16 protein-coding genes are annotated in these 21,322 nt (G+C 63.7%); 13 read left to right on the top strand and 3 right to left on the bottom strand.

Annotated elements, in window-relative coordinates:
- The first annotated feature begins 345 nt into the window (after window positions 1-345).
- The 12 genes from gspE to hrpB all read left to right on the top strand — a co-directional run bounded on the left by gspE (window position 346) and on the right by hrpB (window position 14,076).
- On the top strand, window positions 346-2,079 hold the full coding sequence (gene gspE, locus GSQ73_RS07365) for a type II secretion system ATPase GspE (RefSeq protein WP_158882589.1): 1,734 nt from the start codon (window positions 346-348) through the stop codon (window positions 2,077-2,079).
- Window position 2,080: 1 nt separating this feature from the next.
- Window positions 2,081-3,298 (top strand): type II secretion system inner membrane protein GspF, encoded by a 1,218-nt coding sequence (gene gspF, locus GSQ73_RS07370; RefSeq protein WP_158882591.1) that lies wholly within the window; start codon window positions 2,081-2,083, stop codon window positions 3,296-3,298.
- A 62-nt stretch (window positions 3,299-3,360) separates the two neighbouring features.
- The gene (gene gspG / locus GSQ73_RS07375; protein ID WP_158882593.1) at window positions 3,361-3,786 is read left to right on the top strand and encodes a type II secretion system major pseudopilin GspG; all 426 of its coding nucleotides are present in this window, start codon (window positions 3,361-3,363) and stop codon (window positions 3,784-3,786) included.
- 9 nt (window positions 3,787-3,795) lie between these two features.
- Window positions 3,796-4,299, top strand: coding sequence for a GspH/FimT family pseudopilin (locus GSQ73_RS07380; protein WP_158882595.1), 504 nt, complete (start codon window positions 3,796-3,798; stop codon window positions 4,297-4,299).
- A gap of 5 nt (window positions 4,300-4,304) precedes the next feature.
- Window positions 4,305-4,709, top strand: coding sequence for a type II secretion system protein (locus GSQ73_RS07385; RefSeq protein WP_254063319.1), 405 nt, complete (start codon window positions 4,305-4,307; stop codon window positions 4,707-4,709).
- On the top strand, window positions 4,706-5,374 hold the full coding sequence (locus tag GSQ73_RS07390; protein WP_158882599.1) for a prepilin-type N-terminal cleavage/methylation domain-containing protein: 669 nt from the start codon (window positions 4,706-4,708) through the stop codon (window positions 5,372-5,374). Before GSQ73_RS07385 ends, GSQ73_RS07390 begins: the two co-directional genes overlap by 4 nt.
- A complete protein-coding gene (locus tag GSQ73_RS07395; RefSeq protein WP_343160837.1) occupies window positions 5,371-6,246 on the top strand; it encodes a type II secretion system protein GspK in 876 nt (291 codons plus the stop codon). Before GSQ73_RS07390 ends, GSQ73_RS07395 begins: the two co-directional genes overlap by 4 nt.
- Complete coding sequence (locus GSQ73_RS07400; protein ID WP_158882601.1) at window positions 6,243-7,418, top strand: PilN domain-containing protein; 1,176 nt, start codon at window positions 6,243-6,245, stop codon at window positions 7,416-7,418. Before GSQ73_RS07395 ends, GSQ73_RS07400 begins: the two co-directional genes overlap by 4 nt.
- Window positions 7,415-8,047: a type II secretion system protein GspM gene (gene gspM / locus GSQ73_RS07405; protein ID WP_158882603.1), complete on the top strand. Its 633-nt coding sequence runs from the start codon at window positions 7,415-7,417 to the stop codon at window positions 8,045-8,047. Before GSQ73_RS07400 ends, gspM begins: the two co-directional genes overlap by 4 nt.
- A complete protein-coding gene (locus tag GSQ73_RS07410) occupies window positions 8,044-8,739 on the top strand; it encodes a general secretion pathway protein GspN (RefSeq protein WP_158882605.1) in 696 nt (231 codons plus the stop codon). The genes gspM and GSQ73_RS07410 overlap by 4 nt, the downstream gene beginning before the upstream one ends.
- A gap of 15 nt (window positions 8,740-8,754) precedes the next feature.
- Complete coding sequence (gspD, locus tag GSQ73_RS07415; RefSeq protein WP_158882607.1) at window positions 8,755-11,463, top strand: type II secretion system secretin GspD; 2,709 nt, start codon at window positions 8,755-8,757, stop codon at window positions 11,461-11,463.
- Window positions 11,464-11,550: 87 nt separating this feature from the next.
- A complete protein-coding gene (gene hrpB / locus GSQ73_RS07420; protein WP_158882609.1) occupies window positions 11,551-14,076 on the top strand; it encodes an ATP-dependent helicase HrpB in 2,526 nt (841 codons plus the stop codon).
- Between the two features lie 12 nt (window positions 14,077-14,088).
- On the opposite strand, the gene rox is transcribed toward hrpB, so the two are convergent.
- On the bottom strand, window positions 14,089-15,519 hold the full coding sequence (rox, locus tag GSQ73_RS07425) for a rifampin monooxygenase (RefSeq protein ID WP_216844743.1): 1,431 nt from the start codon (window positions 15,517-15,519) through the stop codon (window positions 14,089-14,091).
- Window positions 15,520-15,810: 291 nt separating this feature from the next.
- On the opposite strand from rox, the gene GSQ73_RS07430 reads away from it, so the two are divergent.
- On the top strand, window positions 15,811-16,494 hold the full coding sequence (locus tag GSQ73_RS07430; protein ID WP_158882611.1) for a helix-turn-helix transcriptional regulator: 684 nt from the start codon (window positions 15,811-15,813) through the stop codon (window positions 16,492-16,494).
- A 110-nt stretch (window positions 16,495-16,604) separates the two neighbouring features.
- On the opposite strand, the gene GSQ73_RS07435 is transcribed toward GSQ73_RS07430, so the two are convergent.
- Together GSQ73_RS07435 and GSQ73_RS18130 are read right to left on the bottom strand one after the other, a co-directional pair.
- Window positions 16,605-17,534 (bottom strand): DUF2167 domain-containing protein, encoded by a 930-nt coding sequence (locus GSQ73_RS07435; RefSeq protein WP_158882613.1) that lies wholly within the window; start codon window positions 17,532-17,534, stop codon window positions 16,605-16,607.
- Between the two features lie 287 nt (window positions 17,535-17,821).
- Window positions 17,822-20,611: a pre-peptidase C-terminal domain-containing protein gene (locus GSQ73_RS18130; RefSeq protein WP_174236075.1), complete on the bottom strand. Its 2,790-nt coding sequence runs from the start codon at window positions 20,609-20,611 to the stop codon at window positions 17,822-17,824.
- Window positions 20,612-21,322: the final 711 nt, after the last annotated feature.

Genomic DNA, 21,322 nt, shown 5'->3' on the forward strand with positions numbered 1-21,322 from the left:
GTTCCAGCCGCACGATCGCGTTGACGGTCAACGTCTTTTGCGTTGGCGCGTCGAAAGAAGTGCATGGTCGTCCCCACGCCGAGATTAGCTGAGCCAGACGAGAGTGGGCCCCATTTCCCAGATCGAAATTACTTGCGTGGCTCACGGTCATGCGCTTCATGGAGAAAACGCTCACGCGGTGCGCTTCAGGCCTGTTCGCGCGCATACGGTCTGGCAACTCCATGAACAGCGTGCCTTCGCGCAAGGCCGACGCTCGCCCGTCGCCTGCCGGATGTGATAACTATGGTGTTTGCCGTTTGCGCTTTGAGGCGTTGATGGTGTCTGTGGATTCAGCGGGGTGTGAGGATGTCGGCAGTCATTCAGCCGCAGGCGGGTGAGGCGAACAAGGCGGCGGTGGATCGAGAGGCCGAGGTGTGCGCGTGGCTGGTGGCGCGTGGTCGGCTGAAGGACACGGATCTGGGCCGTGCGCGCCGATTGCACGAGGAATCGGCCGAAGGCACGTTGACCACGCTGATGGCGCGGCTCGGGCTGGTGTCCGAGCGTGATCTGGCCGAGGCCTGGGCTGATCTCCTGCAGGTGCCGCTGCTCGCCGCGCGCGATGCGCCGGAATTGCCACCGCCCGATCTGGAATTGTCGCTGCGCTTCCTCAAGCAGCAGCATGTCGTGCCCGTGCGTGATGAAGAGCACGGGCTCGCGCTGATCGTGTCCGATCCGGCCGATCCGTATCCGCTGCAGGCGGTGGAACTGGCTGCCGGCCGGCCGGTCGCGCTGCGCGTTGGCTTGCGCTCGGAAATCGACGGCCTGATCGAACGTTATTACGGCACCGGCCGTTCGGCCATGGGAACCATCGTGGAGAACCTCGATGGCACGGCGGCGGAAGAAGACGACGTCGAGCATCTGCGCGATCTGGCGTCGGAGGCGCCAGTGATTCGTCTGGTCAATCTGATCCTGCAGCGCGCGGTCGAGCAGCGCGCGTCGGACGTGCACATCGAACCGTTCGAGAACCATCTGAAAGTGCGCTACCGCATCGATGGCGTGCTGCATGAGGTGGAAGCGCCGCCATCATCGTCGACTGCCGCAGTGATTTCGCGCGTGAAGATCATGGCGCGACTCAACATCGCCGAACGCCGCCTGCCGCAGGACGGCCGCATCCAGTTGCGCGTCCAGGGCAAGGAACTCGACCTGCGTGTGTCGACCGTGCCGACCAGCTTCGGCGAGTCGGTGGTGATGCGTATCCTCGATCGCGAATCGGTAGTGTTCGATTTCGAATCGCTCGGTTTCACCGACAGCTTCAAGCAGCGTTTCATCGACGTGCTGGAGAAGCCGCACGGCATCCTGCTCGTCACCGGCCCGACCGGTTCGGGCAAAACCACCACGCTGTACACGGCGCTGTCGCAGATCAACACGCCCGACGTGAAAATCATCACGGTCGAGGATCCGGTCGAATACCAGATCGAGGGCATCAACCAGATTCAGGTGAAGCCGCAGATCGGGCTGGATTTCACCGGCGCGTTGCGCTCGATCGTGCGACAGGATCCGGACGTGATCATGATCGGCGAAATGCGCGATCTTGAAACCTGCCGCATCGCGATCCAGTCCGCACTCACCGGCCATCTGGTGTTATCCACGTTGCACACGAACAGCGCCGCCGGCGGCATCACGCGACTGCTCGACATGGGCGTGGAGGATTACCTGCTCGGTTCCACGATCAACGGCATTCTCGCGCAACGACTGGTGCGCCGGCTCGATCCGGAAACCGCGACATCGTACGAGGCACTGCCCGAAGTGATCGCGCAGTTCGAGCTGGAGAAATACACCAACGAGCGCCCGATCCGCTTGTGGAAACCCGGCGCCAGCGCCGCCAATCCGAGTGGTTATCGCGGACGTCGCGCGATCATGGAATTCCTCACCATGAGTGACCCTTTGCGTCGGCTGGTGATGCAACGCGCCGATGCCGGAGAGATCGAGCGCCAGGCGCGCGCCGAAGGCATGCGCACCATGTACGAAGACGGCATTGCCAAGGCCGTGGCGGGTATCACCACGCTGGAAGAAGTCCTGCGCGTCACGCAGGAAAACTGACGTGGCGCAGTTTCGATACAAGGCAGTCAGCGATGCCGGCGAATTGCTCAACGGCGAGATGGAAGCGATCAGCGTCGAGGAAGTCATCGGCCGGCTGCAGGATCAGGGCCACACGCCGCTCGATGCGCGACCGGCTATCGGTGCCGCGGGTGGCGGCGGGTTTTCAACGCTGTTCAAGCGCGGTCCGTTCACCGGCGATCAACTCGCGCAGTTCACTCATCAACTCGCGACTTTGCTTGGCGCGGGGCAGCCGCTCGATCGCGCGCTGAGCATCCTGCTCGATCTGCCTGAGGGCGAGAGCGCGAAAAAACTGGTGGAGCGCGTGCGCGATCGCGTGCGCGGCGGCAACACGTTGTCGTCGGCGCTGGACGAAGAGCACGGCGTGTTTCCCAAGCTCTACGTCAGTCTGGTGCGCGCGGGCGAAGCGGGCGGCTCGCTGGAAGAAACGTTGCGCCGCCTGGCCGACTACCTCGAACGTTCGCAACAGATGCGCGGCAACATCGTCAACGCGCTGATCTATCCGGCGTTCCTTTTGGTAGGCGTGCTCGGGTCGCTGGTGCTGCTGCTGGCTTACGTGGTGCCGCAGTTCGTGCCGATCTTCACCGACATGCAGGTGCCGATTCCATGGATCACGCAGGCGGTGCTGGCGGTTGGCGACACCTTGCAGTCATGGTGGTGGTTGATGCTGATCGTGCTGATCGGTGGATGGTTCGTGTGGCGCGCGCGCCTGCGCGATCCGGAAGCGCGGCTGGCATGGCACACGAAATTACTGAAAATGCGACTGGTCGGCCCGCTGTTGCTGAAGGTAGAAACCGCGCGCATCGCGCGCACGCTCGGCACGCTGCTGAAGAACGGCGTGCCGTTGCTGGGCGCGATTACCATCTCGCGTCAGGTCACCGGCAATCGCGCGCTGGATACCGCGCTGGGCGCGGCGCACGAACAGGTCAAGGGTGGCGCGGGGTTGAGCCTTGCGTTGGGTCAATCGAAGTTGTTTCCGCGTCTGGCGATCCAGATGGTGCAAGTGGGCGAGGAGGCCGGCCAGCTCGACAACATGTTGCTGAAAGTGGCCGATACGTTCGAGCTTGAATCCAAGCGATCGATCGATCGCCTGCTCGCCGCGCTGGTACCGACCATGACCATCGTGATGACCGTGATGGTAGGCGTGATCATGGCGTCGATCATGCTTCCGCTGCTCAGCCTGACCGGCAGCATCCAGTGATCGCGCAGCTGACAACAGGCACGCGACGCGAAGATATTTCCATTCGTTCTTTCGAGGTTTCCATGTACAAGCAGCCATCACGATCCATGCGCCGCGCAGGCGGTTTCACCCTTCTCGAAATGCTGGCCGTGATCGCGCTGATCGGCGTGATCGCCGCGGTGGTCGTGCCTTCGGTGATCGGCAAGCTCGACAAGGGCAAGTACGGCGCCGGCAAGGCGCAGCTGACCACGCTCGGCCAGAAGATCGAGAACTACGCGCTCGACAACGGCACACCGCCGCAGCAACTGCAGGATCTCGCCGTGAAGCCGGCGAATGCAACGAACTGGCAGGGTCCCTACACCAAGCCTTCGGATCTGAAGGATCCGTGGGGCCACGAGTTTGGCTACAAGTCGCCAGGTGATCACGGCAGCTACGACCTGATCTTCTACGGCCAGGATGGCAAGCCCGGCGGCGATGGCAACAGCAAGGACGTGGGCAACTGGGAGTAGTCGAAGCCCATGTTCGTCCGCCCGACCCGCGCCAAGTCATCGCCTCGTCCGATCGCGGGTCGCCGCGCGGCGCGCGGCTTCACGCTGATCGAAATGCTGGCGGTGATTTTGCTGATCGGCATTGCGGCGGCGGCGGTGTCGATCTCGATCACGCAGGGTCTGGCCGGTGCGCGCGTGCGTGCAGCCAGCAGCGAACTGGCCGGCGCGCTGCGCGCGACGCGCGCACAGGCGATCGTGCGCGGCAAGGAACAGAACTTTGACGTCGATACGCGTGCCAATACGTATCGCGACATCAAGAAGCACGACGTCGCGCTGCCGCGCGGATTGCGCCTGAGCATCACCAGCGCGAAGGAAGATCAGCCGAACGATCACACCGGACGCATTCGCTTTTTCCCCGACGGCAGTTCCACCGGCGGTCGCATCACCCTGCAGAACGGCAAACGCCAGTGGCACGTCAACGTGTCGTGGCTCACCGGCGAAGTGCGCGTGGTCGACATGGTGGCAGCGCGATGAAAGCCGTGAATCCACCATCCCGCCAGACCGGCTTCACTTTGATCGAGATGATCGCCGCGATCATGCTTCTGGCGATCGCATTCACCGTGTTGATGAAAGTTGCCGGTGCATCGACCGGGCTGACGCAGAACGCCTCGACGCACAGCGAAGCCGCCATGTGGGCGCGCAGCAAGCTGGACAGTGTTTTCGTCGGGCGGGCGCTGAAGCCGGGCAGCAGTTCGGGGCAATTCAATGCGAGGTATCGCTGGCAACTGGACGTGACGCCGTGGCAGGGCGCTGGTTCCGTGACCGCGGATGCGCCGATGCATCTTTATCAACTCGATCTCGATGTGCTGTGGGGCCCGCCATCGCATCCGCAGTCTGCGCATTTCCGTACCTTGCGCCTGTCGGCCATGCAGGCGAACCCATGAAATACGCAGGCGGTTTCACACTGATCGAAGTGCTCGCCTCGCTGGTGCTGATGGCGCTGCTGATGCTCGGCGTGTATTCAGGCATCCAGACCGCCAGCCACAGCGTGCGTTCGGGCACGGCCGCGGTGGAGCGAATCGACCAGCTCCGTTCCGCGCAGGATTTTTTGCGACGCGAACTGGCACAGAGCCTGATCCAGCCGATCAGCCACAACGAGCGTGGCGAGGATCTCTATTTCGCCGGTGGCCCGCGCCAGATGCTTTACGTGGCACCGTTGCCGGGATACCTCGGCAAGCTTGGCCCGCAATTGCAGCAGTTGCAGCTGATCGATGACGGCCACGGCAGTTCGCGACTCGAACTCAGCCTCGCCGTGCTGCCGCCGGACGGCCAGCCACCGCGTCCGCTCGGCGATCCGCAGGTGCTGGTCGACCATATTCGCAGCGGTGGTTTCAAATACAGCGGCGTCGACACACAAGGCAACGTGTTGCCGTGGTCCGGCTCGTGGGCGGACGGTCGCCTGCTGCCACAACTGGTCAGCATCGATCTGAAGGTCGATGGCAACTACGACTGGCCGCAGCTGCAGATTCCGCTGCGTTCCAATCCGTTAAACAGTACCAGCCCGCAGAACGGCCAGATGTCGAAGCCGCTGTCCGGAGCAAGCCTGTGATCCCGCGCGCGCCGCTGCAAGGCCGTCGTCAACGCGGCATGGCTTTGCTGCTGGTGCTTTGGGCGTGCACGTTGCTGGCGATTCTGCTTGGCGGCTACGCGGCGCTCGCGCGCACCGAGGGCTTGCAGGCGCATTACCAGTTCACCCAGGCGCAGGCGCATTACGCGGCCGAGGCCGGCATCATCCGCGGCATCTACGGCGTGCAGGATCCGGTGTCGAAGCAGCGCTGGATCGGCGATGGCCGTCCGTATTCGTTCCAGTTCAATGGCGCGACCGTGAAGGTTTCGGCGATCGGCGAAGGCGGCAAGGTGGATATCAACACCGCCACGCCCGAGGTGCTGCAGGCGTTGTTCCAGGCCGCGGGCATGGCGGCCGATCAGGCACAGCCGCTTGCCGCGCGCGTGGTGGAATGGCGCAACGCGATCGGCGTCGTGGCGGATTCCGCCAGCCAGAAGGCGGCTTACGCAGCGGCGGGGCGCGATTACGGCCCGCGCCATGGTCCGTTCGCCAGCGTGGAAGAGTTGCAGATGGTGCTCGGCATGCCGCCGGCGGTGTATCGCACGGTGGCGCCGGTGGTGACCATCTGGTCGGGCAATCCGAGCCCCGATCCGAACACGGCGCCGCCGCTGGCGCTGGCGGCGATCCCGGGCATGACGCCGGAACAACTTGACGCGATTCGTGCCGCGCGGCTGAAGAATGCCAACGACGCGAGTCTGGTTCTCAACAACGGAACAACGCATAGTATCCGGTCGGAGGCGACGCTCGCCGACGGCACGCGTGCCGTATTGCGGGCCACGATTCGCCTTCAGGTCGGGCAAGCCACTGCGCAACCCTATTCGGTGTTGCGCTGGCAGGAGGGAGATACGGAATGAGTACGGCAACGCAGTCGCTGCGGCCGCTGCTGGATCGCCTGCGCCGCGGATGGCGTGCTTCGCCATTGCCGGCGTTCTTTGGCTGGTGGGGCGGCGAACTGCGCGAGTTGCTGCCGGTGCGCTGGCGCGGCTGGTTCACCGGCGGTGCGGACTGGTATCTGCTGCAGCGCATCGGCGTGCAGTGGACGCTGCGTCGTTCCAATCATCCCGAAGTGCTCGCGCGCTGGAACGACGGCGACGACGTTTCCGCATTCGACGAAAGCGCGCGACAGGCCGCACTTCACGCGGTGCTGCAGAAAGTGGATCGCGAAGATCTGCGATTGTCGCTGTTGCTGCCGCCCGAAGCGGTGCTGCGCCGCACGCTGGCATTGCCGGCGGCGACACGCGACAACCTGCAGCAGGTTGTCGGTTTCGAGATGGATCGGCAGACGCCTTTCACTCTCGCGCAGGTGTATTACGCGGTGCGCGAGTTGCCGACAGCCGTCGGCGACGGGCGCGTTCACGCCGAACTGGTGGTGATCACGCGCGGCGCACTTGATCCGTTGCTGTCGCAGGTTCGCGCGCTGGGTGTTTCGATCGATGCGGTGGATCTGGCACAAGGCAACGGTCGTCTCGGCGTCAACCTGCTGCCGCCCGAACAGACGCCGCGCCATGCGCGTCCGCGCCGCCGCATGAACCTCATCCTGGCCGGCTGCGCCGTGCTGTTGCTGGTGCTGGCGTTGAACCAGTGGCTGCACAACCGGCAAGTGGTGCTCGACCAGATGCAGTCCGAAGTGGACGGCATGCGCAATGAAGCGCAGCAGGTCGCGTCGCTGCGCCAGCGCCTGCAGGACAACGCCGGCGCCGCCGGATTCCTGGCGCAGCGCAAAAAGGATTCCGTAAGCATGCTCAGCGTGCTTCAGGACGCTACCGCGCGCCTGCCGGACAGCACGTGGCTGGAGCGTTTCAACATCGACGCGACCGGTCAGATCGGCATGCAGGGACAGAGCCAGCAGTCGGCAAAGTTGCTCGATGCGTTGAAGGATTCCACGCTGATCACACAGGCGAGTTTTCAGGGCAGCATCCAGCCCGATCCGACCTCCGGCAAGGAGCGCTTCTACCTGATCGCGCAACTGCATGAGCCGACGCCGGCGAAGCCACCGCGCAATGTGCAGGCCGGAGGCACGCCATGAAGATGTCGAGACTCAAGCCGCGCGAAAGCCGCATCGCCGCCATCCTTCTCTTGCTGCTGGTGCTGGTGCTCGGCTATTTCGTGCTGCTGCACTGGTGGTTCGTGGCGCCGTTGCGGCAGATGCGTGCGGATATGTCCGAGCTGCGCGATACACACAGCCGTTTCGCCGCGGCGATCGCCGAAAAGCCCGCGCTGCAGCAGCGCATCGCCGCGCTCGGTGCGGGCCAGGCGGCCAGCAGCGCATTCCTTGCCGCGGACGATCCCAACACGGCTGCTGCGGATCTGATGCAGCGCGTGGTCGACGTGGTGGGAAGCAACACGCAGGGCAGCAATTGCGTGGTCAGCCAGAAGACCACCATGCCGAATCCGCCGACCACGCCGGGGGAGCCGTACCGAAAGGCCGCGGTGAGCATCAGCCTCAGCTGCGACATCGAGCCGTTGTCCGCCGTACTGAATGCGCTGGAGCAGGGCACGCCATATCTTTTCATCGACGACATCAGCATGTATCGCAATCCGGTGGCGGCGCAGCCCGGGCAAACGCCGCCGCTGGAAGTGCAGTTCACCTTGTCCGGCTACGTGCGTCCGTCGCATTCCGCGCCTGCGGCAGCACCGGCAGGAGCGGCGCCATGAACGCTGCCGACCAGCGTCGCCTGACACCCGTGCTCGCGACTGCGGTCGTGCTGTTCGGGCTGGTGTTCGTGGCCTTGCTGTCGGGCATGGGCCGACGCGTGCATTGGGGTCATTCGCGACCGGCAGCGCCATTGCCGGAAGCGGGCAATCCGGTGAATCTGCCGCACGCGCTGCCGCTGGATCAATTTGCCCTGGTCTGGCAGAAACCGTTGTTCAGTCCCGATCGCAAGCCGGTATCCCGCGCCATCGATGGCGGCAGCAATCTGGGTGATCTCAACCTCACCGGCATTGTGCTCACGCCGCGCCTGCGCATGGCGCTGCTGCACGACAAGAACGGCGATCGCCAGGTGCGCCTGCGCGAAGGCGAGTCGTTGCCCGATGGCAGCGTGAAACTGGTCGAGGTGCGTGCGCGCTCCGCGCTGTTCGACGCGGCCGGCGGACGCACCGAGTTGAAACTGCCGGCCGGCGCGCCGATCGACATGCCCAAGGCCGGCGCGGACGACAGCGCAGGCATCGCTCCCGGCGATGCCTCGATGCGCTTCGGCGCCGGTCGCGCCAACGGTGATCAACCCGGTTTGCAGGGCCCGCGCCGCCGCCCGGGCGATGCCGATGCGCCGCCCGGTTCGGTGATCGAACGGCTCAGAGAAAACATCAGACGACGTCGGGCCGGCAACGCCGCCACGACTCACTAAGGAGTACGTAGATCCATGTTCCGCAAGCTCCCACGATCAATTCTCCGCACCGGCATGCTGGCCGTCGTCGTGTGCGCCGCCGGTTGCGCCAGCCTGCCCAAACCGCACGACGACGGTGCCCTGCAGCGCGAGGCGATGGCCGGCACGCAGAATCCGGCGCCGGCACCGTTGCCGCTGACCAACGACATCAACGGCGACAACAACACCGACACCACGCCGAAATCCGAGATCAGTCGCGGCACCGGGCAGTTTATCCAGCCCAGCTTGCTGAAGACGCCGCGACCGGTGGTGGCCGGTCCCGATGGCGTCACCTTCAACTTTGAAAACCAGCCGGTGCAGGCGGTGGTCAAGACCATCCTCGGTGACCTGCTCAAGCAGAACTACACGATCGTGCCGGGCGTGCAGGGAAATATTTCCTTCTCCACCTCCGAGGCGGTGGAAGTCAGCCAGGCGCTGCCGATTCTGGAGACGCTGCTGTCGTGGACGCACAACGCGCTGGTTCAGCGCAACGGCGGTTACGTGGTGATGCCGGAGAAGGACGCAGTCGCCGGCAACATGGTGCCGAGCCTCGGTGCCGGTTCGCCGCAGGGCGGCATGCAGGCGCGACTGTTTCCGTTGCACTTCATCTCCGCCACCGAGATGCAGAAGCTTATGAAGCCGTTCGCGCGAGCGGACGCGACGCTGCTGGTGGACCCGGCGCGCAATCTGCTGGTGATGTCCGGCACGCCGGATGAGCTGGCCAATTACCAGAGCATGGTGCGCACCTTCGATCGCGACTGGTTGCGCGGCATGTCGGTCGGCGTGTTCAATCTGCAGAACGCCAACGTCGACGAACTGATGCCCAAGCTCGACGGCATGTTCGGCACGCATGGCGACACGCCGCTGGCTGGCATGCTGCGTTTCATTCCGATCGAGCGCACCAATGCGCTGGTGGTGATCAGCACGCAGCCGACGTACCTGCAGGAAGTCGGCGAATGGATCAGCCGCATCGACAGCGGCGGCGGCAACGAGCCGCAGCTGTTCGTCTATGACGTGCGCAATATCAAGGCATCGGATCTGGCGAAGTACCTCGCGCAGATCTACACCAACGGTTCCGGCAGCGGTGGCGACAACGGCGGCAAGGTCGGCCCCGGCCAGAACGGCAGCACGCTCGGCAACGCCGACAATGCCAACGGCACCAGCATGGGCAGCACCGCCGGCAGCTTCGGCAACTTCGGCGGTTCGGCCGGATCGAGCAACCTCACCGGTACCAACAGCGGCAGCACCGGTGGCATCGGCGGCTTGGGCAGCACGGGTGGCGTCGGCGGCACGAGCTCCGGTTTTGGAAACGGCAGCAGCGGCGGCATGGGTTCGGACGGCCACGACAGCAGCGGCGGATTCGGCAGCAGCGGCTCATCGGGAAGCGCCGGCGCGAATGGTGGCAGCGGCAGCGGCTCGGGCGATCAGCAATACACCTCCAGCGATGGCAGCGTGCGGATCAGTTCGGTCGACGGCAGCAACCAGTTGCTGGTGCGCGCGCGTCCATCGCAGTGGGAAGAAATCAAGGCCGCGATCCGCAAACTCGACAACGTGCCGCTGCAGGTGCAGATCGAAACACGCATCCTCGAAGTGAACCTCACCGGCGAATTTTCGTTCGGCGTGCAGTGGTATCTCGAAGGCCTGGCCGGCAGCACCACGACCACCGACGCCAATGGCGATCCGGTCGTCACGCCGGGCCAGCCGTACCGTCATCGCTCGGCGGCGCTGGGCGCCGGCGGCGCGGCGTATGGCGGCGAGCCGTTTTTCTATTCGTTCCTCAACAAAACCATGCAGGTTGCCGTGCGCGCCATGGAAACCAGCGGCAACACGAAAACGCTTTCGGCGCCTTCGATGGTGGTGGCAAACAACCAGCTCGGGCACATCCAGGTCGGCGATCAGGTGCCGATCAACCAGACCAGCGTCAACACCGGCATCGGCGTCGCGGCCAGCTACAACCAGGTCAGTTATCTCAACACGGGCGTGATCCTCAACGTGCAGCCGCGGATCAATCCAGGTGGCCTGGTCTACATGAACATCAGCCAGGAAGTGAGCCAGGTCTCCAAGGCCGGCACCAGTGCGACCAATGGCAACCCGACCATCTCGCAGCGTGAACTGGGCACCCAGGTCGCGGTGCAGAGTGGGCAGACCGTGTTGCTTGGAGGCTTGATCCAGCAGGCTGAAGACACCAACGACACCGGCATCCCGGGGCTCAATCGCATTCCCGTGCTGGGCCGGCTTTTCGGCACCACCGATCGCAACCGCAGTCGCACCGAGCTGATCGTGCTGATCACGCCGCGCATCATCCGCAGCAGCGATGACGCCAAGCAGATCACCGACGATTACCAGACCAAGTTCGAATCGCTTGAGCCGTTACGCGCAGACAAAAAGCCGACGACAACGAGCCTCGCGAATTTCGAGCCGCCCGCGCCGGCGGTGATCACGCCGCTACCGACCTCGTCCAGCACCGTCGTCACGCCCTGGGCCGAGCAGTTGCAGCAACATGCGGAAGCGTCGCTGCAGCAACACGATTACGCCAGCGCCGAAGACATGGCGATGCAGTCGTGGAAGCAAGGCACGCGTCACGGCAACCTGTGCGAACGCAACTGGCAGGTGATCGGCGAAGTGCGCAAGCACAACGACGATCTTCGCGGTGTCACCAGCGCACGAAAGCAGGAAAACGCCTGCCTGATGTCCGCGCCGCACTAGCCGCTTGAACGATGCCGGGGCGCGCGCGGTCGCGCCGTCCCGCCATCGTATGCTGGCTGCTTCGCGCAGTCGCTATCATGCGAGCGGATGACCGTCGTTTCCGCCGCCTTTCCGATCGTTCCGCTGTTGCCGCAGATCTGCGCGTCGCTCGCAGCGCATCCGCGGCTGGTGCTCGAAGCGCCGCCCGGCGCCGGCAAGACCACGCAGGTGCCACCCGCGCTGCTCGATGCCGAATGGCTGGGCGGCCGCAAAATCGTGATGCTCGAACCGCGCCGCATCGCCGCGCGCGCCGCAGCGCAGTTCATGGCGCAGCAACTCGGTGAAGCGGTTGGCGACACCATCGGCTATCGCATCCGCTTCGAGTCGAAAGTGAGCGCGGCCACGCGCATCGAAGTGGTTACCGAGGGCATCCTTACGCGACTGATCCAACGCGATCCCGAGCTCGAAGGCATCGGCGCGATCCTGTTCGACGAATTCCACGAACGCCATCTCGCCGGCGATCTGGGCGCGGTGCTCGCGCTCGACGTGCAGTCGACGCTGCGGTCGGATCTTCGACTGGTGGTGATGTCGGCCACGCTCGATGGCGAACGCATTGCACGCTGGCTCGACGCGCCGCGCATCACGAGCCCCGGTCGCAGCTTTCCGGTACGCATCGAACATCCACCGGCGCGCACGCAGGAAACCGTCGAGCATCATCTCGTGCGCGTTGCGAAACAGGCGTTGCAGGAAACCGATGGTGACGTGCTCGTCTTTCTGCCGGGACGGCGCGAGATCGCGCGCACGCAGGCACTGCTCGTCGATGCATCGACACTGACGGACAACATCGAAGTCGTCGCGTTGCATGGCGAGCTGTCGCTGGCCGAACAGCAGTCTGCACTCAGTCCGGCCGAAGCGGGCACGCGCCGCATCGTGCTGGCGACGAACGTGGCCGAATCCAGCATCACGCTGCCCGGCATCCGCGCGGTGATCGACGCCGGCCTCGCGCGCGAGCCGCGTTTCGATCCCAGTTCGGGATTCACACGACTCGAAACCGTATCGATTTCGCAAGCGTCGGCCGATCAGCGCGCCGGTCGTGCCGGTCGCGTGGCGGCGGGTACGGCGTATCGCCTATGGCCGCAAAGCAAGCGGCTCGATCCGGCGCGTACAGCGGAAATCAGCCAGGCCGAATTGTCCGGCCTCGCGTTGGAATTGGCGGCATGGGGCATTTCGGCGAATCACGACGACGATCTGCACTGGCTCGATCCGCCGCCCGCCGGCGCACTGGCGCAGGCACGTGATCTGCTCACGCAACTCGGCGCACTCGACGCCGATGGCCGCATGACGACATGCGGCCGCGATGTGCTGATACTCGGCGCCACGCCGCGACTCGCCGTGGCCGCGTTGCGTGCGCCGCCCGCGTTGCATGCCTTGATCGCCGATTTGCTGGCGCTGATGGAAGCACGCTCGCCGATGCGCGGCATGGCTTCGCGCAGCGACGATTTCCGTGTGCGCGTTGCATCGCTGCATGCGTGGCGGGATCGTCGTCATCCCGCCGGCGGCGCCGATGTCGATCGTGGCGCGCTGGCGGCGATCGAGCAGGCGAGCAAAGGTTGGCGCAGACGTCTGGACGTCCGAACGGCAGCCAGCGGCATTCCCGACAGTCATGCTGTCGGCGACTTGTTGCTGTACGCGTTCCCCGATCGCATTGCCCGTCGCGACGATGCGAATCCGCTGCGTTACACGCTGGCCAACGGACGCGGCGCACGATTGCACGAGAATACCGCGTTGCTGGGCGAGCCCTGGCTGGTGGTGCTCGATCTTCGCCACGAAGCACGCGACAGCCTGATTCTCGCCGCCGCGCCGCTCGATCTGCGCGTGCTGGAACGCGATCATTCCGAACGCTTCACGCGCGAGCGCGTGCTGCGCTGGAACGACGAACGATCGGCGGTCGAGGCGTTCGAGGAACATCGCTTCGGCGCCATCGTGCTCGATCGGCGAAGCGTTCCGCTGAAACCCGAAGACGCACGTCAGGCCTTGCTCGCTGCCGTGCGCAACAAGGGCCTCGATGTGTTGCCATGGAGTGCGGGCGCTGGCCGTCTGCGTGCGCGCATGCTTGCCGTACGCGCGTGGATGCCCGAGCTTGAACTGCCCGACATGTCCGATCATGCATTGCTGGCATCGCTCGACGAATGGCTCGGTCCATGCCTCGATGGCAAGCGTGGACTCGACGCCTTGCGCGCGGAGGAGTTGTCGCAAGCCTTGTCCGCGACCTTCACCTACGAACAGCGCCGCGCTCTCGACACGCACGCGCCAGAGAATTTGATCGTGCCCAGCGGTCAGAGCCGGCGCATCGATTACGCACAGGGCGAGCCGCCCGTGCTGGCAGTGAAACTGCAGGAGCTGTTCGGCCTTGCCGACACGCCGCGCGTGGGCGGCGGGCGCATTCCCGTCACCCTGCATCTGCTGTCGCCGGCCGGCCGGCCGATCCAGGTCACGCAGGACCTGAAAGGTTTCTGGGAACGCACCTATCCCGAAGTAAAAAAGGAACTGAAAGGCCGTTATCCGCGCCATCCCTGGCCGGACGATCCGTGGACAGCCACGCCGACCCATCGCGCGAAACCCCGCGGTACCTGAGGCGCATCACGATCACGTTCGAGAAGTTCCGAACCATCGCCGCATGTTGTCGATCAGTGTCGCCTGATCATCGCCAACCCACGCGACGTGTCCGTCCGGTCGCAACAACACCGCAGGCACATCGAGTTCATCGCTGACATCGACGACGTGATCGATGCGATCTGCCCAACCTGCGACCGAGAGTTGCCCGGTCTGGTCAAGCAGCAGCCCGCGGCCGCGATGCATGAGGTCGTAGAGGCGGCCACGTTTCAACGGCACGTCGCGCAGTCGTCGGCCCAGCAGCCGATGGCCTTCGCCGAAGTCGTAACGCACGCTGATCGCCGTGATTTTCTCGGTCAGGTATCGGTTCACCTCGTCGAAATCCATCAATTGCGATATCAGCCGCCGCACCGCCTGCGAACCGGGTTCGGTGGACATCAACTGCATCTGCGCGCGAGTGTTGTCCAGTACATCGGCGGCGACCGGATGGCGTTCGGCGTGATAGCTGTCCAGCAGATTTTCTGGTGCCCGGCCGGCGATGTCAGCGGCGAGTTTCCAGCCGAGATTGAAAGCATCCTGGATGCCGAGGTTGAGCCCTTGTCCGCCAATCGGCGGATGGACATGCGCTGCATCTCCGGCCAGCAACACGTGGCCGACGCGGTAACGTTCGGCGTGTCGCGTGGCATTGCCGAAACGCGACATCCAGCGTGGCGAATGCGCGCCGAAATCGCTGCCAGCGGTTATCCGCAACTGCTGCGCGAATTCTTCAAGTGTCGGCGGAATTCTGCGATCGCCGGCCACGCCTTCGGCGGGCACGACGACGCGGTAAACGTTATCGCCAAGCGGCATCACGCCGAAGCGCAGTTGTGTCTTGCGGACTTCGGTCATCACGGCGGTCAATGTTTCCAGCGGTGCGGTCAACACCATCTCGCCCAGCAGCGTGTCGACCGTGCTTTTTTCACCGGGGAAACCGATGGCCGAAAGTTTGCGCACCATGCTGCGGCCACCGTCGCAACCGACAACGTAACGCGATTGCAGTCGCGTGCCGTCGGCCAGCACAACGGTCACGCTGTCGTCGTCCTGACTCAACCCGACCACTTCGCATTCACGAAGAATCTCGACGCCGACCTCGGTCGCGTGCTCGGCGAGCAGGCGGTCGGTGATGCTCTGTGGAATGCCGAGAACGTACGGATGCGCCGTATCCAACCCGTCGGGCGGCGACTTGTAGATGCCGGCAAAACCACCCAGCGGATACTTTTTTCCTAGCGCGAGGAATCGATCCAGCAAGCCGCGCTGATCCATGATTTCGATGCTGCGCACATGCATGCCGAGCGAGCGCACGATCAGGCTCGGCTCCGCGCCTTTCTCCAGCACGAGCACTTGCACGCCCTGCAATCGCAACTCGCTCGCCAGCATCAAACCGGTCGGCCCGCCGCCGACCACGATCACGTCGATCATCTGCATTCGCAACTCCCATCACCGCCGGGTTCGGCTTCGGGCGGCGATTCTGTGGTGCCGCCCCGTGCTTGTCGCAAGTCCCCCGGTGCGTTATAAATTGATGGCGGGAAGAGACGATCTGCTTTTTCATCTCCCGCTCGCCGCTACAGGCACTCAAGCATCGAAGCGCACGCCCTTCGTCTCTCGCGTGCGGCATCTCTGAAGACCGCCCCCGAATCAATCCCGTCTCGACATCGTGACAACGATGCTTCGCTGCCGCGCGAATCGTCGCGGCGCTCGCACGGATAAACTGCACGCATGCACGACGCAGGCGCCATCAATCGCTATCAACTCGCCGAATTGGGAAGCCTGCTGGCAGAACCCGCGCGTGCGGCGATGCTGCTTGCATTGACCGACGGCACATCGCGGCCCGCCGGCGAACTCGCGCGTGCTGCCGGCGTCACGCCGGCGACGGCCAGCGCGCATCTGCGTCGACTGCTGGATGGCGGTCTGCTCGCTTTGCATGTGCAAGGTCGCCATCGCTATTACCGCCTCGCGGACGATCGCGTGGCGTCGATGCTGGAATCGCTTTCGCTGGCGCGCATACCCGCGCATGCACTGCCAACCAAAGGCAACGCGCAATTACGCAGGGCGCGTTATTGCTATCGACACCTGGCCGGCGAGCTGGGCGTCGCGTTCTGCGCCGCGTTGTTGCGCAACGACTGGTTGCGAACCGGCACGCGCGGATTGCAACTGGAAATCACTGGCGTCGATGCGCTGGCATCGCATGGCCTGCAGTTCGTCGATGTATCCCGCGTCTATGGTCGCAGCTGTCTGGACTGGACCGAACGCCGCATGCATCTGGGCGGCCCGCTCGGCGTGACGCTGACCAGCGCGATGTTCGAAGCAGGCTGGCTGCGTCGATCGCCACGCAATCGCGTACTGATTCCCAGCGCCGATGGCTTGCGCCGGCTCAGCGAACTCGGCGTCGACGTTTCCTGATTCCGAATCTTCATCAGCGACATCTGCGCGGTATTGGCGGACATGCCATCTGCAACTTGCGCGACATATCGTCTCCGCGTTGTCATAGACGGTAGCGTCCACGACGCAACCTAGCTTTTGCGACGGTTGAAGAATTTCTTCACTGCAGCGGCCACCGCCGCGATGCCGATGATGACGAACTTCTTCAGCGCCAGCAGCATCAGTCCGAGTTTGGCGAACAGGCCGGCCTTTGCCGCGATGCCGCCAGCCACCAGCGCGGCAACGCCATAGGCGGCGAGTTTGTCGGTCTTGCTGTCGTAATCGGCATAGCGCTCGCCGGTATCGAAGCTGGTCATCGTCAACACCTGCGGCATGTCGGCGCTGACCTTGGCCAGCGCGTCGACCGGCGCCACCGCATTGAGCGAGAGATAGCCGCGCCGGCCGAGTACGCGAATGTCGTAGTTCAGCGATTGGCCGTCCGCCGAGCCATCGGCTTTCTTGAACCTCAGGTTGCGCGCCCAGTAAAGCTTGTGCGTGGCGGCGTCGTAATGCGGCGGCTCGGCCCAGCCGACCAGTTCGATCGCGGGATAGCCTTGCTTGAGGCGCTCGGGATTCGATTCCGACGTGCCTTTCTGCATGTCCTTGAGCATCTCCGCGTAGTCGGTTTTCGCCGCATCCGCGTCGGAGACATAACCCTCCTCGGTGTACGTGACGACCACGGCCCAGTTGCTGTCGTCCAGCAGCACGTGCGGATCCGTGCTCGGAAGAATCATGCCGAGCACGCTGTTGTCGGGCGGGTTGCTCCACAAATCGCTGAGTACGCGTTGCGCGTCTTTTGCCGGCAGGAAACTGTAGCCTGGCGCAAGTTGCAGGGTGGCTTTGGCGGCCGGAATGGAAACGCTGCCCGTTACCGGATGCAGCGAATTCAGAAAGTTTTCTGTCTTTGCCGAAACGGCATGATTGGGCGACGGATCATCGGCGGCGATAGCGCGCGGCGACAGGGTCGAGACAAAAACAAACGTCAGCAGCGCAAGCGCCACGGTGAGTGATTTGCGGGTCATGAGCAATCCTTGGAAGTCATCCGGTGACGCGCGGCACATCGATGCGCCGCGGCGGGACACTCCCCCATGGCGTGTCCCGATCGCTTTTTAGCAGGCGGTCAAGTGATTGCGCCAGTCCCGCAGCGACGAACGACGAATGGCTTAAGCGATCGGGTGATCGTCGTAGTCACGATCGAACACATCGTTGCCACGTGTCGACCAAAAAAGAAGAGACCCGATCGTTGCCGATCGGGCCTCCTGTTTCGCTATCGACACGCATCGCTGCGTGTCGGTTCTATCGAGCTTGCTTACTGCGTGTAGCTGCCTTTCAACGTGACGCCGGTGTAGCTGCTATAGGCACGCACCATGATGTAGTAGGTACCGGCAGTTGACGGCGAGATGCTGCAGCTTTCGGTGTTGCCCGAAACGTACGGGCGGCAGTCGTAGCTGCTGGTGGTCGGTGCCGAGCCGCGTTTCACATAGAGGTCGGCGTCGCCGGTACCACCGGAGATCGCGAACTTCAGTGCGGAAGCGCCGGATGGAACAACCATCGTGTAGTTCACCGCGTTGTTGGTGGTCGCAGCCAGGCCTGTGACAGCCACGCCGTTCTGCAAAACGGTGCCGCCACCGCCGCCGCCACTACCGGCTGTCCACGTCGCCTTGATGCTCAGGCCCGAGAACGCGGCATAGGCATTGAGCATGACGTAGTACGTGCCGGCCTGCGGTGCTGCCACGGTGCAGGTTTCGTTGTTGCCGGTGACATACGGACGGCAGTCGTAGCTGCTAGTGGTCGGTGCGGAACCGAACTTGGTGTAGAGATCCGCATCCCCGGTGCCACCGGATGTGGCGATCACCAGGTTGGTGGCGCCAGACGGAATCACCACGGTGTACGCAAGCTGCGCATTCTTGGCAGCGGTCTGTCCGGTCAGGGCCACGCCGTTCTGCAGAACGTTGCCGGTGCCGCCGCCACCGCCACTGGACACCGTGACCGAGGAGGTCTTGGTGTTGGTTGCGCCGCCGTTGTCCGTGACCGTCAACGACACGGTGTACGTACCCGCGGCAGTGTAGGTGTGGCTCGGGCTGGCGGTGGTGGATGTGCTGCCGTCGCCGAAGTTCCACGAGCGCGACGCGATGGTGCCGTCGCTATCGGTGGAGCTGTCGGTGAAGTTCACCGTCAAGCCGCTGATGGTGTCGCTGAAGTTCGCGACCGGCGGATTGTTGGTCGGCGGCGGCGTGGTGCCACCCCAGTTTGCGGCGGCAAACGTGCTCACCTTGCCGATGTCGAAGCTGCCGAAGCCGGTGGTGTTGTCCCAGCCTGCGGCGGCGTTGTAGCCATTGCCGCCATAGCCGTTGTTGCCCGAGGTTACGTCATGCAGCAGCGACGGATTGCTCGGGAACGCGGCGTAGAACTTCGACGCGGGGAAGCCCAGGTTGTTGCCGTTGGCCGAGAGGATGCGCGCCCACGCGCCAACGAAGATCGGCGATGCCAGGCTGGTGCCGCCAACCTGATACTGGCTGCCGTTCGCGTAGATCAAGGCACCCGTAGATTGCGCAGCATCGAATGCCACGTCGGGAATTTCACGCTTGGTGACCGAGCTGCCCAGCGCGGTCTTCTGCCATGCCGGTGCGGTCTCGAATTTGCTGACGCCGCCGCCGGTTGCCCACAGCCGATCGTCGGCGGTGGTGTTCTGGTCCTGCTCGACGCCTTCGTTCCACACCGTCTCGCCGGACCACGTGGTGCCGCTGGTGGAAAGCGTGGTACCGCCCACGGCGATCACGTTGGGCGATACCGCCGGTTCGCTCACCGTGTAGTTGGTGAGGCTGACACCGGACAACACCGTAGTGGTGCCGTGCTTGAGGATGTCGCCGCCGTACGACTCGTAGACGCCTTCGTCGCCGGCCGATGCCGAGAACGTCTGTCCCTGCGCGGCGGCTTGCGCGAAGATCGCGTCGTCCGTGGCCAGCGTGCCGGAGCTGTTCGCTGCGGTTTCGTCTTCGCCGAGCGAGATGTTCACCACCTTGGCGACGTTGTCGGTCACGGCCTTGTTGTAAGCCGCGCTGATGCCGGCGTCGGTCAGCGACGCGTCATTGGTGCCGTTGACGGCTGCGTAGAAGATCAGCTTCTGCACGCCGCCGGAGGTGCCGACGATCGACTGCGAATCCAGCGACCATTCGACGTTGGAGTCGGCGTCGTTCCAGAACGTGCCGCTGCCGACATTCACTGTCGTGGCATTCACCGTGGCCAAGCCTGCGCTTGAGGTGAAGGTGCCGAGATCGGTGATGGTCTGGGTCATCTTGCCCCAGGTGATCACGCCAACCGTGGTGTTGGTTGCCGCCGGCATGCTGCTGCCGCCGTAGATGGTAGAGAAGTCAGCCGGGCTGTGACCGACCGCGGCTTGCGGCTGCGTCACCAGCGTCGCCTTGTGGAACATCGTGTGCTTCACTTCGATGTTCTGCAGACCCACGACTGCGTTGACGATGTTGCCCAGCGCCTGCGGTACGGAAGCCGCCGAATCGTTGGCGAAGCGCGGCTTGCCATTGAAATCGAACCGCTTCATGTTGGTTTGGAACGCGCTCGTGACATTCAACGCATGACCATCGGCAGTCACCAGCTGGTTGTTGCCGGCCACTTCGATGTTGGTAAAGCCGTTTTGCTGCAGATGCGCCACCACCGCCTGGACTTCGGCGTCCGTCGGCGCGTATTTCGCCTTGAACTGCGCTGCCGTCAGGAACTTGTGATAGTTGGCGCTGCCTGGTTGGTTGAGCTGGGCCAGAAACTGGTCGAGCTGATCGGCGTTGTGCAGCTTCAGGCTGACGGCGATATGCAACGGCTGGCTCGCTTCCAGCGGAGAAACCATGGTGCCGGACAAGCTGGGGTTGCCGCTCAACGCGAGGCTGTACCCCGTGAGGCCGGAACCGGCGGTGGCCGCGACAGCAGGTGCGCTGGTCTTCAGCAAGGCCGGGCCGGTGTGCGTTGCTACCCAGGTGTCGGCGGCGTGCGCCGTCAGCGACATCATGGCGAGAGAAAGAGCGGTTGGCAGCAAGGCCTTGCGATAACCCGGCGAAGCGATGCTTCGAACACGACTGCGGTTTGTCATTGACGAACTCCCAAGTGTGTTGGCCGTACGACCCGATGGGTCGAATGAGCCTATGAATGAAATGCCGTGGACAGACACGGCCTCATTGGTTCTTTTTTGTTTTCCACGATTCCGTGAGCCTGCGATCCATTCCTCCCCGCTTATTTCCCTATAGGTTCGCTCGCAGGTCTAGCCGAATAACGCCAGGACAGGATTTTCTGGCGTCATTGAATAACGGGATCATCCGTCAAGTGTCCAGTCGACGAACTGGTTGACGGTAGGCCCCCGCTCCGGGGAGCGTCAATAGGACTTTTTCAGAGAGTCGGTGACTTGGGTCACACAAGTCGCGTGGCCGCGTGCCACCGAGCTCTGCTGGTCATTTTTGAGGCAGGACAAGGGCTGCGCGGCTTTGGACGCTGAAAACGATGTAACCGTTTTCGTGAAAAATTATCCATGCGAATCAACACTGTCAAAGTGAAAGCGACGCTGCCTTGAGCGCATTATCCGGTTCCGAATTTCGTGCTGTTTGATCGATCCAGAAAACGCCAAGTCGCACGCCTCGCGACGGGATTGGGAAATTTTCATATAAATGCACCGCCGAGTATTTTATATATTCAATTTCAATTCAGAAAAACCGGACTTTGCCAACAGAGGCGCTGGAATGGGAATGCGGATCCACCGATTTACTCTTTTGCAATAACGCGGATTATGGGCGTTTATCCGTTTAGCCGT

The organism is Rhodanobacter sp. L36, assembly GCF_009765755.1.
In the GTDB taxonomy this organism is placed as follows: Bacteria; Pseudomonadota; Gammaproteobacteria; order Xanthomonadales; family Rhodanobacteraceae; genus Rhodanobacter.